At 70.6% G+C, this 13607-nt stretch carries 11 protein-coding genes; 1 reads left to right on the top strand and 10 read right to left on the bottom strand.

Annotated features, from left to right (window positions below; all coding sequences use genetic code 11):
- Positions 1-29: 29 nt before the first annotated feature.
- The 9 genes from IF29_RS0133635 to IF29_RS0133595 all read right to left on the bottom strand — a co-directional run bounded on the left by IF29_RS0133635 (position 30) and on the right by IF29_RS0133595 (position 11317).
- Positions 30-899 carry a CDP-alcohol phosphatidyltransferase family protein gene (locus tag IF29_RS0133635; protein WP_380522512.1) on the bottom strand — a complete coding sequence of 290 codons (870 nt, stop codon included), beginning with the start codon at positions 897-899 and terminating at the stop codon, positions 30-32.
- Positions 886-1539 (bottom strand): phosphatidylserine decarboxylase, encoded by a 654-nt coding sequence (locus IF29_RS0133630; RefSeq protein ID WP_030263166.1) that lies wholly within the window; start codon positions 1537-1539, stop codon positions 886-888. The genes IF29_RS0133635 and IF29_RS0133630 overlap by 14 nt, the downstream gene beginning before the upstream one ends.
- 425 nt (positions 1540-1964) lie before the next feature.
- A complete protein-coding gene (locus IF29_RS0133625) occupies positions 1965-3176 on the bottom strand; it encodes an acyl-CoA dehydrogenase family protein (protein WP_030263164.1) in 1212 nt (403 codons plus the stop codon).
- A 133-nt stretch (positions 3177-3309) separates the two neighbouring features.
- Positions 3310-3813, bottom strand: coding sequence for a MaoC family dehydratase (locus IF29_RS0133620; RefSeq protein WP_030263161.1), 504 nt, complete (start codon positions 3811-3813; stop codon positions 3310-3312).
- A gap of 4 nt (positions 3814-3817) precedes the next feature.
- Entirely contained in the window at positions 3818-4786 is a 969-nt protein-coding gene (locus IF29_RS0133615; protein WP_030263157.1) for an HpcH/HpaI aldolase/citrate lyase family protein, read from the bottom strand.
- The gene (locus tag IF29_RS0133610; protein WP_037597590.1) at positions 4783-6813 is read right to left on the bottom strand and encodes a protein meaA; all 2031 of its coding nucleotides are present in this window, start codon (positions 6811-6813) and stop codon (positions 4783-4785) included. Before IF29_RS0133610 ends, IF29_RS0133615 begins: the two co-directional genes overlap by 4 nt.
- 3 nt (positions 6814-6816) lie before the next feature.
- The gene (ccrA, locus tag IF29_RS0133605; protein ID WP_030263151.1) at positions 6817-8154 is read right to left on the bottom strand and encodes a crotonyl-CoA carboxylase/reductase; all 1338 of its coding nucleotides are present in this window, start codon (positions 8152-8154) and stop codon (positions 6817-6819) included.
- 395 nt (positions 8155-8549) lie between these two features.
- The gene (locus IF29_RS0133600; protein WP_030263147.1) at positions 8550-9413 is read right to left on the bottom strand and encodes a TetR family transcriptional regulator; all 864 of its coding nucleotides are present in this window, start codon (positions 9411-9413) and stop codon (positions 8550-8552) included.
- Positions 9414-9490: 77 nt separating this feature from the next.
- Complete coding sequence (locus IF29_RS0133595; RefSeq protein WP_084715363.1) at positions 9491-11317, bottom strand: 3-hydroxyacyl-CoA dehydrogenase family protein; 1827 nt, start codon at positions 11315-11317, stop codon at positions 9491-9493.
- 317 nt (positions 11318-11634) lie between these two features.
- On the opposite strand from IF29_RS0133595, the gene IF29_RS0133590 reads away from it, so the two are divergent.
- Positions 11635-12741 (top strand): DUF4037 domain-containing protein, encoded by a 1107-nt coding sequence (locus IF29_RS0133590; protein WP_030263140.1) that lies wholly within the window; start codon positions 11635-11637, stop codon positions 12739-12741.
- Positions 12742-12748: 7 nt separating this feature from the next.
- On the opposite strand, the gene IF29_RS47115 is transcribed toward IF29_RS0133590, so the two are convergent.
- On the bottom strand, positions 12749-13294 hold the full coding sequence (locus IF29_RS47115) for an NUDIX hydrolase (protein WP_037597611.1): 546 nt from the start codon (positions 13292-13294) through the stop codon (positions 12749-12751).
- Between the last annotated feature and the right edge of the window lie 313 nt (positions 13295-13607).

Here is a 13607-nt window from a genome sequence, read left to right as displayed (position 1 = left end):
GTCACGGGGGCTTCGGCGTGAAAGGGACGTCAGCTGGTACGGGACTCCGCACGGCGGGCCCGGACGTCGCCGACCTTGCGGCGGATCACCATCAGCGGCGCCATCAGTGCCAGCGTGACCTGGAGCGTCGCGCCGATCTTGAGCAGCGTCTCGCCGCCCGGCACGCCGGTGGCCCAGGCCGCCAGGCAGCCCATGCTGACCACGATCCAGCACAGCGTCGCCGTCGCCAGCACCCCGTGCGGCTTGGGGTACTCCACCCGGCTCACCATCAGCCCGGCGACCGCCACGATGCCCAGCACGGCCAGCACGAACGGCGGGTTGAGCAGCACGATGGAGATCACCGTCAGCGCCCCCATCGGGCACGGCATGCCCTGGAACACCCCGGGCCGCATCGTGGTGCAGGAGAACCGGGCCAGCCTGAGTACCACGGCGAGGAGCACCAGGATGGCGATGCCCGCGGACACCCGCTGGTGCGCCCCGTCCGAGACCATGCCCCAGACCACGACGAAGTAGGCCGGCGCGATGCCGAAGCTGATCAGGTCGGCCAGGTTGTCCAGCTCGGCGCCCAGCGCGGAGGAGCGCAGCTTGCGCGCCACCAGGCCGTCGAACAGGTCGCACATCGAGCCGATCAGCAGCAGGGTCACCGCGGTGGCCGCGCTGCGCCGGTCCCCGGAGGTGGCCACCCCGGTCAGGTGCGGGATCAGCACCCCGGTGGTGGTGCAGTAGACCGCCAGGAAGCCGCAGACGGCGTTGCCGAGGGTGAACATGTCCGCGGTGGACAGGTGCTGCGGCGAACGGGGCGCGCGCAGCTCGCGGTCGCGCATCCAGCGCAGCCTGCGGGCCGCGCCGTCGCGGTCGTCGTCGGACTCCTGGAGGGTCTCGGGGTCAGTCACGGTCAAGGCGAGTCACCCCAGCCGTGGTCTTCTGGCCGACCTGCACCCCGGGCTCGACGCCGGCGGGCAGGTAGGTGTCGACCCGCGAGCCGAAACGGATCAGACCGATCCGCTCGCCCTGCTCGACCTTGGTGCCGGCCGGCAGGTAGGGGACGATCCGGCGCGCGACGGCCCCTGCGATCTGGACCATCTCGATGTCGCCGAGCTCGGTGTCGAAGTGCCACACGACCCGCTCGTTGCGGTCGCTGTCCTTGTTGAACGCCGGGACGAACCCGCCGGCCACATGCTCGACCGAGGTGACCGTGCCGGGCAGCGGTGCGCGGTTGACGTGCACATTGAGCGGGCTCATGAAGACCGCCACCCGGGTGCGGCCGTCGGGCCAGGCGTCGATGCTCTGCACCACGCCGTCGGCGGGGGAGATCACCCGACCCTGGCCGATGGTGCGCTCGGGGTCGCGGAAGAACCACAGCATCCCCGCGCTGAGCGCGGAGGCCGGTACTGCCGCCAGGGCCCACTTGCCGCTGCGCCGGGTGAGGGCGGTGCAGGCGGCGGCGGTGAGGACCGTGGGGGCAAGCCAGGGCGAGCAGCCACGTGCAAGCGTGACACGGGGACGGCTCGCGGATCGGTGGGACGGACTGAGGGGCATCGAAGACCTTTGTCGCGGGGGCCCGGGAACGGTATGGACGCCGAGGGTACCGGCGTACGGTGACCGCGCGAGGGGCCGCGTGATCGAGGGGTTCGGGGACGTATCTGTCCAGGGGTGGATGCTATCGGCAGCAGACGGTCACTAGGCAACCTCCAGGAGGCAGGGAACGTCTCCACGCCTCGCCCCTTACTACGAACGTAGAGCTGTCGACCCCCCTGGGCCAAGCGTTTCACCGGATCGGTGACAACTCTCTCAGGAATGGTCAGGGGCTTGTCGGGGGCAACAGGGGGCGTGCGAAGCATCCCCGCGCGCGGGGCCGATCGGGGTGCCGGAGCACGTACTCCGGAGTATCGAAGGCAGAACGGGGAAATCGGCCGGAACTCGGTGGTTCCGGCCGATAATCGTCCCTCGTGACGGAGCCCGTCTCACTCCCCGAGACGGTAGTCCTCCAGCAGTCGGCGCCCGATGATCATTTTCTGGATCTCCGCCGTTCCCTCACCGATGAGCAGCATCGGCGCCTCCCGGTAGAGGCGCTCGATCTCGTACTCCTTGGAGAAGCCGTAGCCGCCGTGGATCCGGAAGGAGTCCTCGACCACCTCCTTGCAGTACTCGGAGGCCAGGTACTTCGCCATGCCGGCCTCCAGGTCGTTACGCTTCCCGGAGTCCTTCTTGCGGGCGGCCATCACCATCATCTGGTGCGCGGCCTCGACCTTGGTGGCCATCTCCGACAGCTTGAACTGGATCGCCTGGTGCTCGGCGATCTTCTTGCCGAAGGTGCTGCGCTGCTGGGCGTAGCGGATGCCCAGCTCGAAGGCGCGCTGGGCGACTCCGCAGCCGCGGGCCGCGACATTGACCCGGCCCACCTCGACCCCGTCCATCATCTGGTAGAAGCCGCGGCCCGAGGTCCCGCCGAGGACCATGTCCGCGGGGATGCGGACGTCCTCCAGGATCATCTCGGTGGTGTCGACGCCCTTGTAGCCCATCTTGTCGATCTTGCCGGGGATGGTGAGCCCCGGGACGCTCTCGTTCGGGCCGAAGCCCGGCGTCTTCTCGATGAGGAAGGTGGTCATCGACTTGTGCGGTGCGGTGCCCTCGGGGTGTCCCTCGTCGGTCCGGCAGAGCACCGCGACCAGGGTGGAGGTGCCGCCGTTGGTCAGCCACATCTTCTGGCCGTTGATGACGTAGTGGTCGCCGTCCCGGACGCCCTTGGTGCGGATCGCGCCCACGTCCGACCCGAGGCCGGGCTCCGACATCGAGAAGGCGCCGCGGACCTCGCCGGTGGCCATCCGGGGCAGGAAGTGGTCCTTCTGTGCCTGGGTGCCGTGCTGGGCGATCATGTACGCCACGATGAAGTGGGTGTTGACGATGCCGGACACCGACATCCAGCCGCGCGCGATCTCCTCCACCACCAGGGCGTAGGTCAGCAGCGACTCGCCGAGCCCGCCGTACTCCTCCGGGATCATGAGCCCGAACAGGCCCATCTCCTTCATCCCCTCGACGATGGCGGCGGGGTACTCGTCCCTGTGCTCCAGCTCGGTGGCGACCGGAATGATCTCCTTGTCGACAAAGCTCCGAACAGTGCTGAGGATGTCCTGCTGGATCTCGGTGAGGCCTTCGGTCTGGGCGAGGCGTCCCATGGCTGGCTCCTGAAAAGGTGATGAGGGGGGTAGGTGTCCCGCGGCCGTGGCAGCAGCCGCAGGACACCTGGTCTTTGTCTTTTTCTTTAGGGGCGCGGGGAACTGCGCGAACAACCAGCTACGGTCCGCACCGTCACGACAGAGGCTCAGGCCGTCCCGCCTGATCCCCACCCCGCTCCTTCACATAGGTCTCCGTGGGGACCATCACCTTCCGGCGGAACACACACACCACCGTGCCGTCCTGCTTGTACCCCTTGGTCTCCACGTACACGATCCCCCGGTCGCTCTTGGACTTCGAGGGAGTCTTGTCCAGGACAAGCGTTTCGCCGTAGATGGTGTCCCCGTGGAACGTCGGCGCGATGTGCTTCAGCGACTCGACCTCCAGGTTGGCGATCGCCTTGCCGGAGACGTCCGGCACCGACATCCCCAGCAGCAGCGAGTAGATGTAGTTGCCGACCACCACGTTCTTGCCGAAGTCGGTGGTCTTCTCGGCGTAGTTGCTGTCCAGGTGCAGCGGGTGGTGGTTCATGGTCAGCAGGCAGAAGAGGTGGTCGTCGTACTCGGTGACGGTCTTCCCGGGCCAGTGCTTGTAGACCGCGCCGACCTCGAACTCCTCAAAGGTGCGTCCGAACTGCATGGCCTCAGCCCTCCGGAATCTCGAACTTGGTGGTCCGCTGCATCCCCGCCGCACGGCCCTTCCCGGAGATGACCAGCGCCATCTTCCGGCTGGCCTCGTCGATCATCTCGTCGCCGAGCATCGCCGAGCCCTTCCTGCCGCCGGCCTCGGACGTGCACCAGTCGTAGGCGTCCAGGATCAGCTCGGCGTGGTCGTAGTCCTCCTGGCTGGGCGAGAAGACCTCGTTGGCGGCCTCGACCTGGCCCGGGTGCAGCACCCACTTGCCGTCGAAGCCCAGCGCGGCCGCCCGCCCGGCGACCTCGCGGTAGCCGTCGACATTGCGGATCTGCAGGTAGGGGCCGTCGATGGCCTGCAGGTCGTTGGCGCGGGCTGCCATCAGGATGCGCATCAGGATGTAGTGGTAGGCGTCCGCGCCGTAGCCGGGCGGCTGCTCGCCGACGACCAGGGTCTTCATGTTGATGGAGGCCATGAAGTCGGCCGGGCCGAAGATGATGGTCTCCAGCCGCGGCGAGGCCTCCGCGATGGCGTCCACGTTGATCAGGCCCTTGGCGTTCTCGATCTGCGCCTCGATGCCGATCTTCCCGACCTCGAAGCCCATGGTCTTCTCGATCTGGGTGAGCAGCAGGTCCAGCGCGACCACCTGCTGGGCGTCCTGGACCTTGGGCAGCATGATGCAGTCCAGGTTCTGGCCGGCGCCCTCGACGACGGTCACCACGTCGCGGTAGGTCCAGTGGGTGGTCCAGTCGTTGACCCGGACCACCCGGGTCTTCCCGGTCCAGTCGCCCTGGTTCAGCGCGTCCACGATGGTGTGCCGGGCGCCCTCCTTGGCCAGCGGCGCGCAGGCGTCCTCCAGGTCCAGGAAGACCTGGTCGGCGGGCAGGCCCTGGGCCTTCTCCAGGAAGCGCGGGTTGCTGCCCGGGACGGCCAGGCAGGAGCGGCGGGGACGGAGGCGGTTCGCCGAAGAAGAAGTCATGCGGTGAGGGTCTCTTCCTTGAGGTCCGAGAACGGGGGCAGTCCGTGTGCGCGACGGATCTCGTCGACAATACGGCCGATGATGTGCGTGATTCCGAAGTCCTTGGGCGTGAAGACGGCGGCGACGCCCTGCGCCAGCAGGTCCTGCTCGTCCGCCGCCGGGATGATCCCGCCGACGATCACCGGCACGTCCTCCACCCCGGCCCGGCGCAGCCGCCGCAGCACGTCGGGGACCAGCTCGGCGTGCGCGCCGGAGAGGATCGACAGGCCGACGCAGTGGACGTCCTCGGCCACCGCCGCCGAGGTGATCTGCTCGGGCGTCAGCCGGATGCCCTGGTAGACCACTTCGAAGCCGGCGTCGCGGGCTCGTACCGCGATCTGCTCGGCGCCGTTGGAGTGGCCGTCCAGGCCGGGCTTGCCGACCAGCAGCCGTAGCCTGCCCGAGCCGAGCTGCTCGGCGGTGACCCGCACCGCCTCGCGGACCGCCAGCAGCTCCGCGCCGCTCTCGCCCTCCACCGAGCCGGTGATCGGGGCGCCGCCGACGCCGGTGGGGGCGCGGTACTCGCCGAAGACCTCGCGCAGCGCGAAGGCCCACTCCCCAGTGGTCACCCCGGCCCGGACGCAGGCGAGGGTGGCCGGCATCAGGTTCTCCCCGGTGCCGGCCCGGCGCTTCAACTCGGCCAGGGCGGCGACCGCCGCGTCCTCGTCGCGCTCCTTGCGCCACTGCGCGAAGGCCTCCACCACGGCCCGCTCGGAGTCCGGGTCGACCTGCATGATCGCGGTGTCCAGGTCGGCGGTGAGCGGGCTGGGTTCGGTGGTCTCGAAGCAGTTGACGCCGACGACCTTGTCCTCGCCGGACTCGATCCTGGCCCGGCGCTCCGCGTGCGAGCCGACCAGCGCCGCCTTGAGGTAGCCGGACTCCACGGCGGGGGTGACCCCGCCCATGCCCAGCACCTTGTCGATCTCGGCGGTCGCGCCCTCGACCAGTTCCTGCACCTTGGCCTCGACCACATGGCTGCCGTCGAACAGGTCGCCGTACTCCAGCAGGTCCGACTCGTAGGCCAGCACCTGCTGGATCCGCAGCGACCACTGCTGGTCCCAGGGCCGGGGCAGGCCCAGCGCCTCGTTCCAGGCCGGGAGTTGGACGGCGCGGGCGCGGGCGTCCCTGGACAGCGTCACGGCCAGCATCTCCAGCACGATCCGCTGGACGTTGTTCTCCGGCTGAGCCTCCGTCAGACCCAGTGAGTTGACCTGGACCCCGTACCGGAAGCGGCGCTGCTTGGGGTCCTGGATGCCGTAGCGCTCGCGGGTGACGGTGTCCCAGATCCGGCCGAAGGCACGGAGCTTGCACATCTCCTCGACGAAGCGGACGCCGGCGTTGACGAAGAAGGAGATCCGGGCGACCACCTCGCCCATCTGCTCCGGCGCGACCTGGCCGCCGTCCCGCACCGCGTCCAGCACCGCGATGGCGGTGCACATCGCGAACGCCAACTCCTGGACCGGGGTGGCCCCGGCCTCCTGGAGGTGGTAGCTGCAGATGTTGATGGGGTTCCACTTGGGGATGTTCGCCACGGTGTAGGCGATCATGTCGGTGGTCAGCCGGATGCTGGGCCCGGGCGGGAAGACGTGCGTCCCGCGGGACAGGTACTCCTTGATGATGTCGTTCTGGGTGGTGCCGGTGAGCTTGGCGATGTCCGCGCCCTGCTCCTCCGCGACGACCTGGTACATCGCCAGCAGCCACATGGCGGTGGCGTTGATCGTCATGGAGGTGTTGGTGCGCTCCAGCGGGATGCCGTCGAACAGCGCCCGCATGTCGCCGACATGGCCGACCGGAACCCCGACCCGGCCGACCTCGCCCTTGGCCAGCACGTGGTCCGGGTCGTAGCCGGTCTGCGTCGGCAGGTCGAAGGCGACGGAGAGGCCGGTCTGACCCTTCGCCAGGTTCCTGCGGTAGAGCTCGTTCGACGCGGTGGCGGAGGAGTGCCCCGCGTAGGTCCGCATCAGCCAGGGGCGGTCTCGCTGGGTCATCCGCTATTCACCCCTGAAGCGGTTGATGGCAGGCAGGTGCTTCTCCCGCAGCTCCTCGTCGCGGACGCCCAGGCCCTCGCTCGGGGCCAGGCAGAGCACGCCGACCTTGCCCTGGTGCTTGTTGTGGTGGACGTCCAGCGCCGCCTGGCCGGTCTCCTCCAGGGTGTAGGTCTTCGACAGGGTCGGGTGGATCTTCCCCTTGGCGATCAGCCGGTTCGCCTCCCATGCCTCGCGGTAGTTGGCGAAGTGCGAGCCGACGATGCGCTTCAGCGACATCCAGAGGTAGCGATTGTCGTACTGGTGCATATAGCCACTTGTCGACGCACAGGTGACGATGGTGCCGCCCTTGCGGGTCACGTAGACGCTGGCGCCGAAGGTCTCCCGGCCCGGGTGCTCGAAGACGATGTCGACGTCCTCACCGCCCGTCAGTTCGCGGATCCGGCCGCCGAACCGCTTCCACTCCCGCGGGTCCTGGTTGTTCTCGTCCTTCCAGAACCGGTAGCCCTCGGCGCTGCGGTCGATGATCGCCTCGGCGCCCATCGCCCGGCAGATGTCGGCCTTGGCGTCGTTGGAGACCACGCAGATCGGCGTCGCGCCGCCGGCCAGCGCGTACTGGGTGGCGTAGGAGCCGAGGCCGCCGCTGGCGCCCCAGATCAGCACGTTGTCCCCCTGCTTCATCCCGGCGCCGTTGCGGGAGACCAGCTGCCGGTAGGCGGTGGAGTTCACCAGGCCGGGGGAGGCGGCCTCCTCCCAGGTGAGGTGGGCCGGCTTGGGCATCAGCTGGTTGGACTTGACCAGGGCGATCTCGGCCAGGCCGCCGAAGTTGGTCTCGAAGCCCCAGATCCGCTGCTCCGGGTCGAGCATGGTGTCGTTGTGGCCGTCCGCGCTCTCCAGCTCGACGCTCAGGCAGTGCGCGACCACCTCGTCGCCGGGCTTCCAGGCGTGCACCCCGGGGCCGGTGCGCAGCACCACGCCCGCCAGGTCCGAACCCAGCACGTGGTACGGCAGGTTGTGGCGCGCGGTCTCCGGCGAGAGCCTGCCGTAGCGCTCCAGGAAGGAGAAGGTGGAGACCGGCTCGTAGATGGAGCTCCACACGGTGTTGTAGTTCACCGCGCTGGCCATCACCGCGACCAGGGCCTCGCCCGGGCCGAGTTCCGGCACGGCGATCTCGTCCAGGTGCAGCGACTTGCGCGGGTCCTTGTCGCGGCTGTCCTGGCCGGCGAACATCTGCTCCTCGTCCTTGTGGAGCGTGATCGCCCGGTAGGACTCCGGCACGTCGAGCGCGGCGAAATCGGCCGGGCTCGCATCACCGCTGGTGATCGCTTCGAGAATGCTTTTCATGGCTGGAGCCTTCATGGTTGCCTCCGGCGGCTTCCCCGCTTGAGGGGTGCGGGGACGTCTGTTGGGGGTACCGGGAACGGACACCGGTGATGAGGGGGGTACTGCTGGGCTGGGCTTCAGTCGTGTGCTGGTTGGGCTGCTGCCGACCGCCCGTGCAGGGGTGTCGCCCGGGCCCTGGGCATGGCGCGCCAGGGTGGGGAGCCGCGGCGCCGCGACCAGTGAGTAACAAGGTACTGGCACCCTGTGCCACCCGTAAAGACACTGCGTGCCACCAATATGGACTCAGGACACGTGAGCGTCATCACGTGGCAACACATACCCCAGGGCACACGTCAGGCCCCTCCGGCGCGCCGGGAGGGGCCTGACGATTCTGCTCTGACCTGCGGTTACGTCCCCTACTTGGCCCCGAGCGCGGCCCGGATGCTCTGCAGCACCTCGTCCAGCGGCGCGTCGGTACGGGCCACGGTGATCAGCACCTCACCCGAAGGAGTGGCACTCACGGCGCTCTCCACGGCGCTGCTCAGCGTCTCTGTGACGCCCTTGGTGGCACTGGGTGCCAGCTGCGATGCCCCGGCCGAGGGCGCGTTCCCCCAGAAGGTCCGCCGGATCACCTCGAAGGCATGGTCCAGCTGCGGTTCGACCTCGCCCCGGCCGCCGGAGCGCAGCCAGCGGCGCAGCACGTGGTTGTGCGCGGCGACCACAGCCGCCGCCGACACCTCGGCCAGCATCGCGTCGTCGCCGACGCCGCGCTCCCAGCCGCCGGAGGCCTGCCCGGCGGTGTCGAAGCGCCCCAGCAGGTAGCGGGTGAACAGCCGCTCGTACCGGGCCACCACCGCGATCTCCCGCTCGCGCAGCGTCGGCACCTGCCGGATCAGCCGGTACCGGGCCACCGAGACGCCGGGGGTGGCCGCGTACATCCGCAGCACCTCCTTGATGCCGCGGCAGACCACGTCCAGCGGGTGCTCCGCCGGGTCGGCCCCGGCCAGCAGGTCGGCCACCCGGACCAGGGTGTCGTCGTGGTCCGGGAAGATCGCCTCCTCCTTGGACCGGAAGTAGCGGAAGAAGGTGCGCCTGGCCACGCCGGCGGCGGCGGCGATCTGATCGACCGTCGTCTCCTCGTAGCCCTGGTTGGCGAACAGTTCCATCGCCGCCGCCGCCAGGTCCTGGCGCATCTGCTGCCGCTGTGCCGTCACCCGGCGCGGAACGCCGTTGGCCTGGTCGACCGCCGTTGCCGTTGCGCCGTTCTCTGCCCCGCTCATGACCGGAACGCTACACGCCGCGGCCCCCCGAACGGGCACCCTCGGCGCCCTGGTCATCCGTCCCCTCAGCGGCGCTGTCACCGGCGCGCGTGGTCGCGGAAGCCGCGCCCGGTCTTGCGGCCCAGGCAGCCGGCGGCCACCAGGTGCTCCAGCAGCGGCGCCGGAGCCAGTCCCGGCTCGCGGAACTCGCCGTGCAGCACCTTCTCGATCGTCAGCGAGACGTCCAGGCCGACCACGTCCAGCAGGGCGAACGGGCCCATCGGGTAGCCGCAGCCCAGCCTCATCGCGGTGTCGACGTCGTCGACCGAGGCGTAGTGCTCCTCGATCATCCGCACCGCGTCGTTGAGGTAGGGGAAGAGCAGCGCGTTGACGATGAAGCCGGCCCGGTCGCCGCACTCCACCGGGTGCTTGCGCACGGCCGTGCACAGCTCCAGCACGGTGGCGGTGACGTCGGGCGCGGTCAGCACCGTGCTGACCACCTCGACCAGGCGCATCGCCGGGGCCGGGTTGAAGAAGTGCATCCCCACCACGTCCTGCGGGCGCCCGGTCGCCATCGCGCACTGGATCACCGGCAGGCTGGAGGTGGTGGTCGCCAGCACAGCGCCGGGCCGGCAGATCTTGTCCAGGGTGGCGAACAGCTCCTGCTTCACCGCCAGGTCCTCGGCGACGGCCTCCAGCACCAGGTCGGCGGAGGCCAGGTCCTCCAGCGAACCCGAGGCGGTGACCCGTGCCAGCGCCGCGTCCCGGTCGGCCTCGCCGAGGCGTCCCTTGGCCACCATCCGCTCCAGCGACTTCGCCAGCGCGGCCCTGGCCCGGTCCGCCTTCTCCTGGCTGCGAGCGACAAGGGTAACGTCGTAGCCGGCCTTGGCGAAGACCTCGGCGATCCCGGTCGCCATCGTGCCCGAGCCGCAGACGCCGACGCTGCGGACCTGACGTCCCGGCACCGCGACGGCCCCGCCGTCCACCGGCTGGTCCGGCACCGGCTGGGAGGAGCCCGGCGCGGCGTAGCTGTAGAAGCCGCGACCGGTCTTCCGCCCCAGCAGCCCGGCCGCCACCAGCTGGCCCAGCACCGGCGCGGGCGCGTGCAGCCGGTCGTGCGACTGCGCGTACATCGCCTCCAGCACGGTCTTGGCGACGTCGACGCCGATCAGGTCGAGCAGCGCCAGCGGCCCCATCGGCAGCCCGCAGCCCAGCCGCATGGCCGCGTCGATGTCCTCCCGGGTGGCGTAGCGCGACTCGTACATCGCCGCCGCCTGGTTGAGGTAGGCGAACAGCAGACCGTTGACGATGAAGCCGGGACGGTCGCCCGCGGCCACCGGGGACTTGCCCAGCCCCCGGGTGAACCCGGCCGCGGCCTCGGCCACCTCGGCGCTGGTCAGCACCGTGCGGACGACCTCGACCAGCTGCATCACCGGCGCCGGGTTGAAGAAGTGCAGCCCGATCACCCGCTCGGGCCGCTGGGTCGCCGCGGCGATCCGGGTCACCGACAGCGCGGTGGTGCCGGTCGCCAGCACCGTCCCGGCCGGGCAGATCCGGTCCAGTTCGGCGAACAGCTCACGCTTGGAGTCCAGCTGCTCGGGGATCTCCTCGATCACCAGCTGCGCCTCGGCGGCGGCGTTGAGGTCGTGGCCGACGCTGATCCGTCCGAGCAGCTCGGCGCGTTCGTCGGCGGTGATCCGGCCGCGCTCCACGGAGTGCGCGGTCGACTCCTCGATCCGCCGCAGCGCGGCGTCGGCAGCGGTGGCGTCCAGCTCGACGCCGATCACCCGGCGGCCGCTGCGGGCGGTGATCTCGGCGATCCCGGCGCCCATGGTGCCGAGGCCGACGACGGCCACGACGGGGAAGACGTCCAGGTCGGCGCTGTGCTCGGGGGCGGGCTCTGGGGTGGGCTCAGTCAGGGTCATGGCTGGGTACTCCTCGGGGAGCGTTGCGCCCGTCGCGTCGCTCGGACGGTCCACGCAACAAATGATGAGGGGGGAGTGGTGCTGACGCACGGCGCGACTGAGGTCACCGTGGGAAGGGGCACTGCCGGATCCACAGATGTGACGGCATGCCAGAAGGAAACAACCGACCCGTCGCTGCGGCTCCCGACGCGGACTGGGGCGGTGCGGACACTGTAGCCGGGTTACCCGGAAGTAGGAAGGGGGAAGCCCGGCGACCCCGCCGCGGCGGGGGAGAAACCCACATGCGGACGGTCCGGGCAGCGCCTACGCTCCCGCCCATGACTGCGACCTTCCTGCCGGGGCTGGAGCTGTGCGGAATCCTCTACCGGGAGGCGGTCCGTCCGCTGCTGGACGAGGCGTGCCCGGGGATGCCGTACGCGGCGGCCCGGATCGGGTCGGGGTCGGAGGTGCTTGGCTACGACACGGAGCGCTCGGCCGACCATGATTGGGGCCCGCGGCTGCAACTGCTGCTCCGTCCGGAGGACGCCGCCGTGCACGGCGCCGCCCTGCGCCGGCTTTTCGCGGAGCGGCTGCCCCAGGAGGTCCGCGGATGGCCGACCAACTTCGCCCCGCCGGGCGAACGGGTGCAGGTCATGACACCGACCACCGGGCCGGTGAACCACCGCATCGATGTCGCCGGGACCGCGGACTGGCTGTCCGGCGCGCTGGGCTTCGACCCGCTCGACCACCGGCCCGGCCTGCTCGACTGGCTGGCCGTCCCCGGCCAGCGCCTGCTGGAGGTCACCGCGGGCGCCGTCTACCACGACGGCCTCGGCCGGCTCACCGACGCCCGCGCCGCTCTCGCCTGGTACCCGGACGAGGTCTGGCGCTATCTGCTGGCCTGCCAGTGGCAGCGGATCTCCCAGGAGGAGGCCTTCGTCGGCCGGGCCGCGGAGGTCGGCGACGAACTGGGCAGCCGGGTGGTCGCGGCACGGCTCGCCAGGGAGGTCGTCCGGCTGTGCCTGCTGCTGGCGCGCCGGTACGCCCCCTACAGCAAGTGGCTGGGCACGGCCTTCGCCCGGCTGCCGGAGGCGGCGCCGATCGCGGCGGCGCTGCGCACCGCACTCGGGGCCGACGCACCGTCGGACCGGCAGCGGGCGGTGGCCGAGGCCGCCGCTCTGGCGGGCGCCTGGCAGAACCGGCTCGCCCTCTGCGCCACCGTCGACCCCTCGGTCCGCCGCTACCACGGCCGCCCGTTCCCGGTGGTCCACGCCGAACGCTTCACCGCGGCCCTGCTGGAGACGGTGGACGACCCGGCGGTACGGGCCCTGCCGCTGGCCGGCGGGATCGACCAGTTCGTCGACAGCACCGACGCGCTCGGCGACCTGGGCGCCTGCCGCAGGCTGACCCGGGCGGCGCTGCGGCTGGACGAGGACCGGGCCTGAGTGGTCGTCAGTCGGCGGGTTCCGCGTTGCGCCAGGCGGTCAGCCGCCGCCAGGCGTCCAGGCCGTCCGGGACCCAGGCCCATTCACTGAGGCGGGACGCGAGTTCGTCCTCGGTCAGGAAGGTGTGCCAGGCGACCTCCTCCTGCTGCGGGGCGACCTCGGTCGGGGTCCTGGTCTCGTAGACGGCGGACCACCAGGTGTGCTCCGGCGACTCGTAGAGGAAGCGGAACAGCGGGACCGGGGAGAGGCCGGAGACGCCCAGCTCCTCCTCGGCCTCCCGCTTCGCCGCCTCGTCGTAGCTCTCGCCGGCCCCGACGACGCCGCCTACGAACATGTCGTGCATCGAGGGGAAGACCAGCTTCTCCGCGGTACGGCGGTGCACGAAGATCCGGTCGTCGGCGTCCCTGGCGAGGATGAAGACGCAGCGGTGGCGCAGCCGCTTGGCAGTGGCCTCGCCGCGCGGGGCCCGGCCGATCACGTTGTCCTCGGCGTCGACGATGTCCAGGATCTCGTCGGTGCTGAGCGGGCTCCCCGCCCTGCGGGCCGTGGCCAGCACCGCGACGGCGGGCAGGGCGACCTGGCCCGGGGTTCCCTGCGCGAACGGCGCGACCAGCGCGTCGTAGCGCTGCTTGATCCCGGCGACCACGCCGTCCGGCAGGCGGACGATGAGCGAGCCGGTCAGCGGGGTCCCGGCGACCACGGCGGCCCACCAGGCGTCCGGGTCCACCCGGTGGTCCCACTCCACCCGCCGGGACCGCTCGTCGACGAATCCGGCGGTGGCGAGCAGGTCGCCGAAGGCGGCGGCACGGTCGGTCGCCCCCGCCAGGAAGAGCCCCGAGGAGGGCAGGTCGTCCGGCTGCGGGATG

Origin of the sequence: Streptacidiphilus jeojiense (assembly GCF_000719095.1) — a bacterium.
GTDB classification, from domain to species: Bacteria; Actinomycetota; Actinomycetes; order Streptomycetales; family Streptomycetaceae; genus Streptacidiphilus; species Streptacidiphilus jeojiensis.
Note: the sequence above shows the minus strand (reverse complement) of the source record. Positions and strands in the feature narration are given on the sequence as shown.

What these genes read in the sequence shown, in the direction of transcription:
- IF29_RS0133630 (WP_030263166.1), bottom strand. Translation starts at nt 1,539, where the DNA reads ATGCCCCTCAGTCCGTCCCACCGATCCGCGAGCCGTCCCCGTGTCACG.
- IF29_RS0133625 (WP_030263164.1), bottom strand. Translation starts at nt 3,176, where the DNA reads ATGGGACGCCTCGCCCAGACCGAAGGCCTCACCGAGATCCAGCAGGAC.
- IF29_RS0133620 (WP_030263161.1), bottom strand. Translation starts at nt 3,813, where the DNA reads ATGCAGTTCGGACGCACCTTTGAGGAGTTCGAGGTCGGCGCGGTCTAC.
- IF29_RS0133615 (WP_030263157.1), bottom strand. Translation starts at nt 4,786, where the DNA reads ATGACTTCTTCTTCGGCGAACCGCCTCCGTCCCCGCCGCTCCTGCCTG.
- IF29_RS0133610 (WP_037597590.1), bottom strand. Translation starts at nt 6,813, where the DNA reads ATGACCCAGCGAGACCGCCCCTGGCTGATGCGGACCTACGCGGGGCAC.
- ccrA (WP_030263151.1), bottom strand. Translation starts at nt 8,154, where the DNA reads ATGAAAAGCATTCTCGAAGCGATCACCAGCGGTGATGCGAGCCCGGCC.
- IF29_RS0133600 (WP_030263147.1), bottom strand. Translation starts at nt 9,413, where the DNA reads ATGAGCGGGGCAGAGAACGGCGCAACGGCAACGGCGGTCGACCAGGCC.
- IF29_RS0133595 (WP_084715363.1), bottom strand. Translation starts at nt 11,317, where the DNA reads ATGACCCTGACTGAGCCCACCCCAGAGCCCGCCCCCGAGCACAGCGCC.
- IF29_RS0133590 (WP_030263140.1), top strand. Translation starts at nt 11,635, where the DNA reads ATGACTGCGACCTTCCTGCCGGGGCTGGAGCTGTGCGGAATCCTCTAC.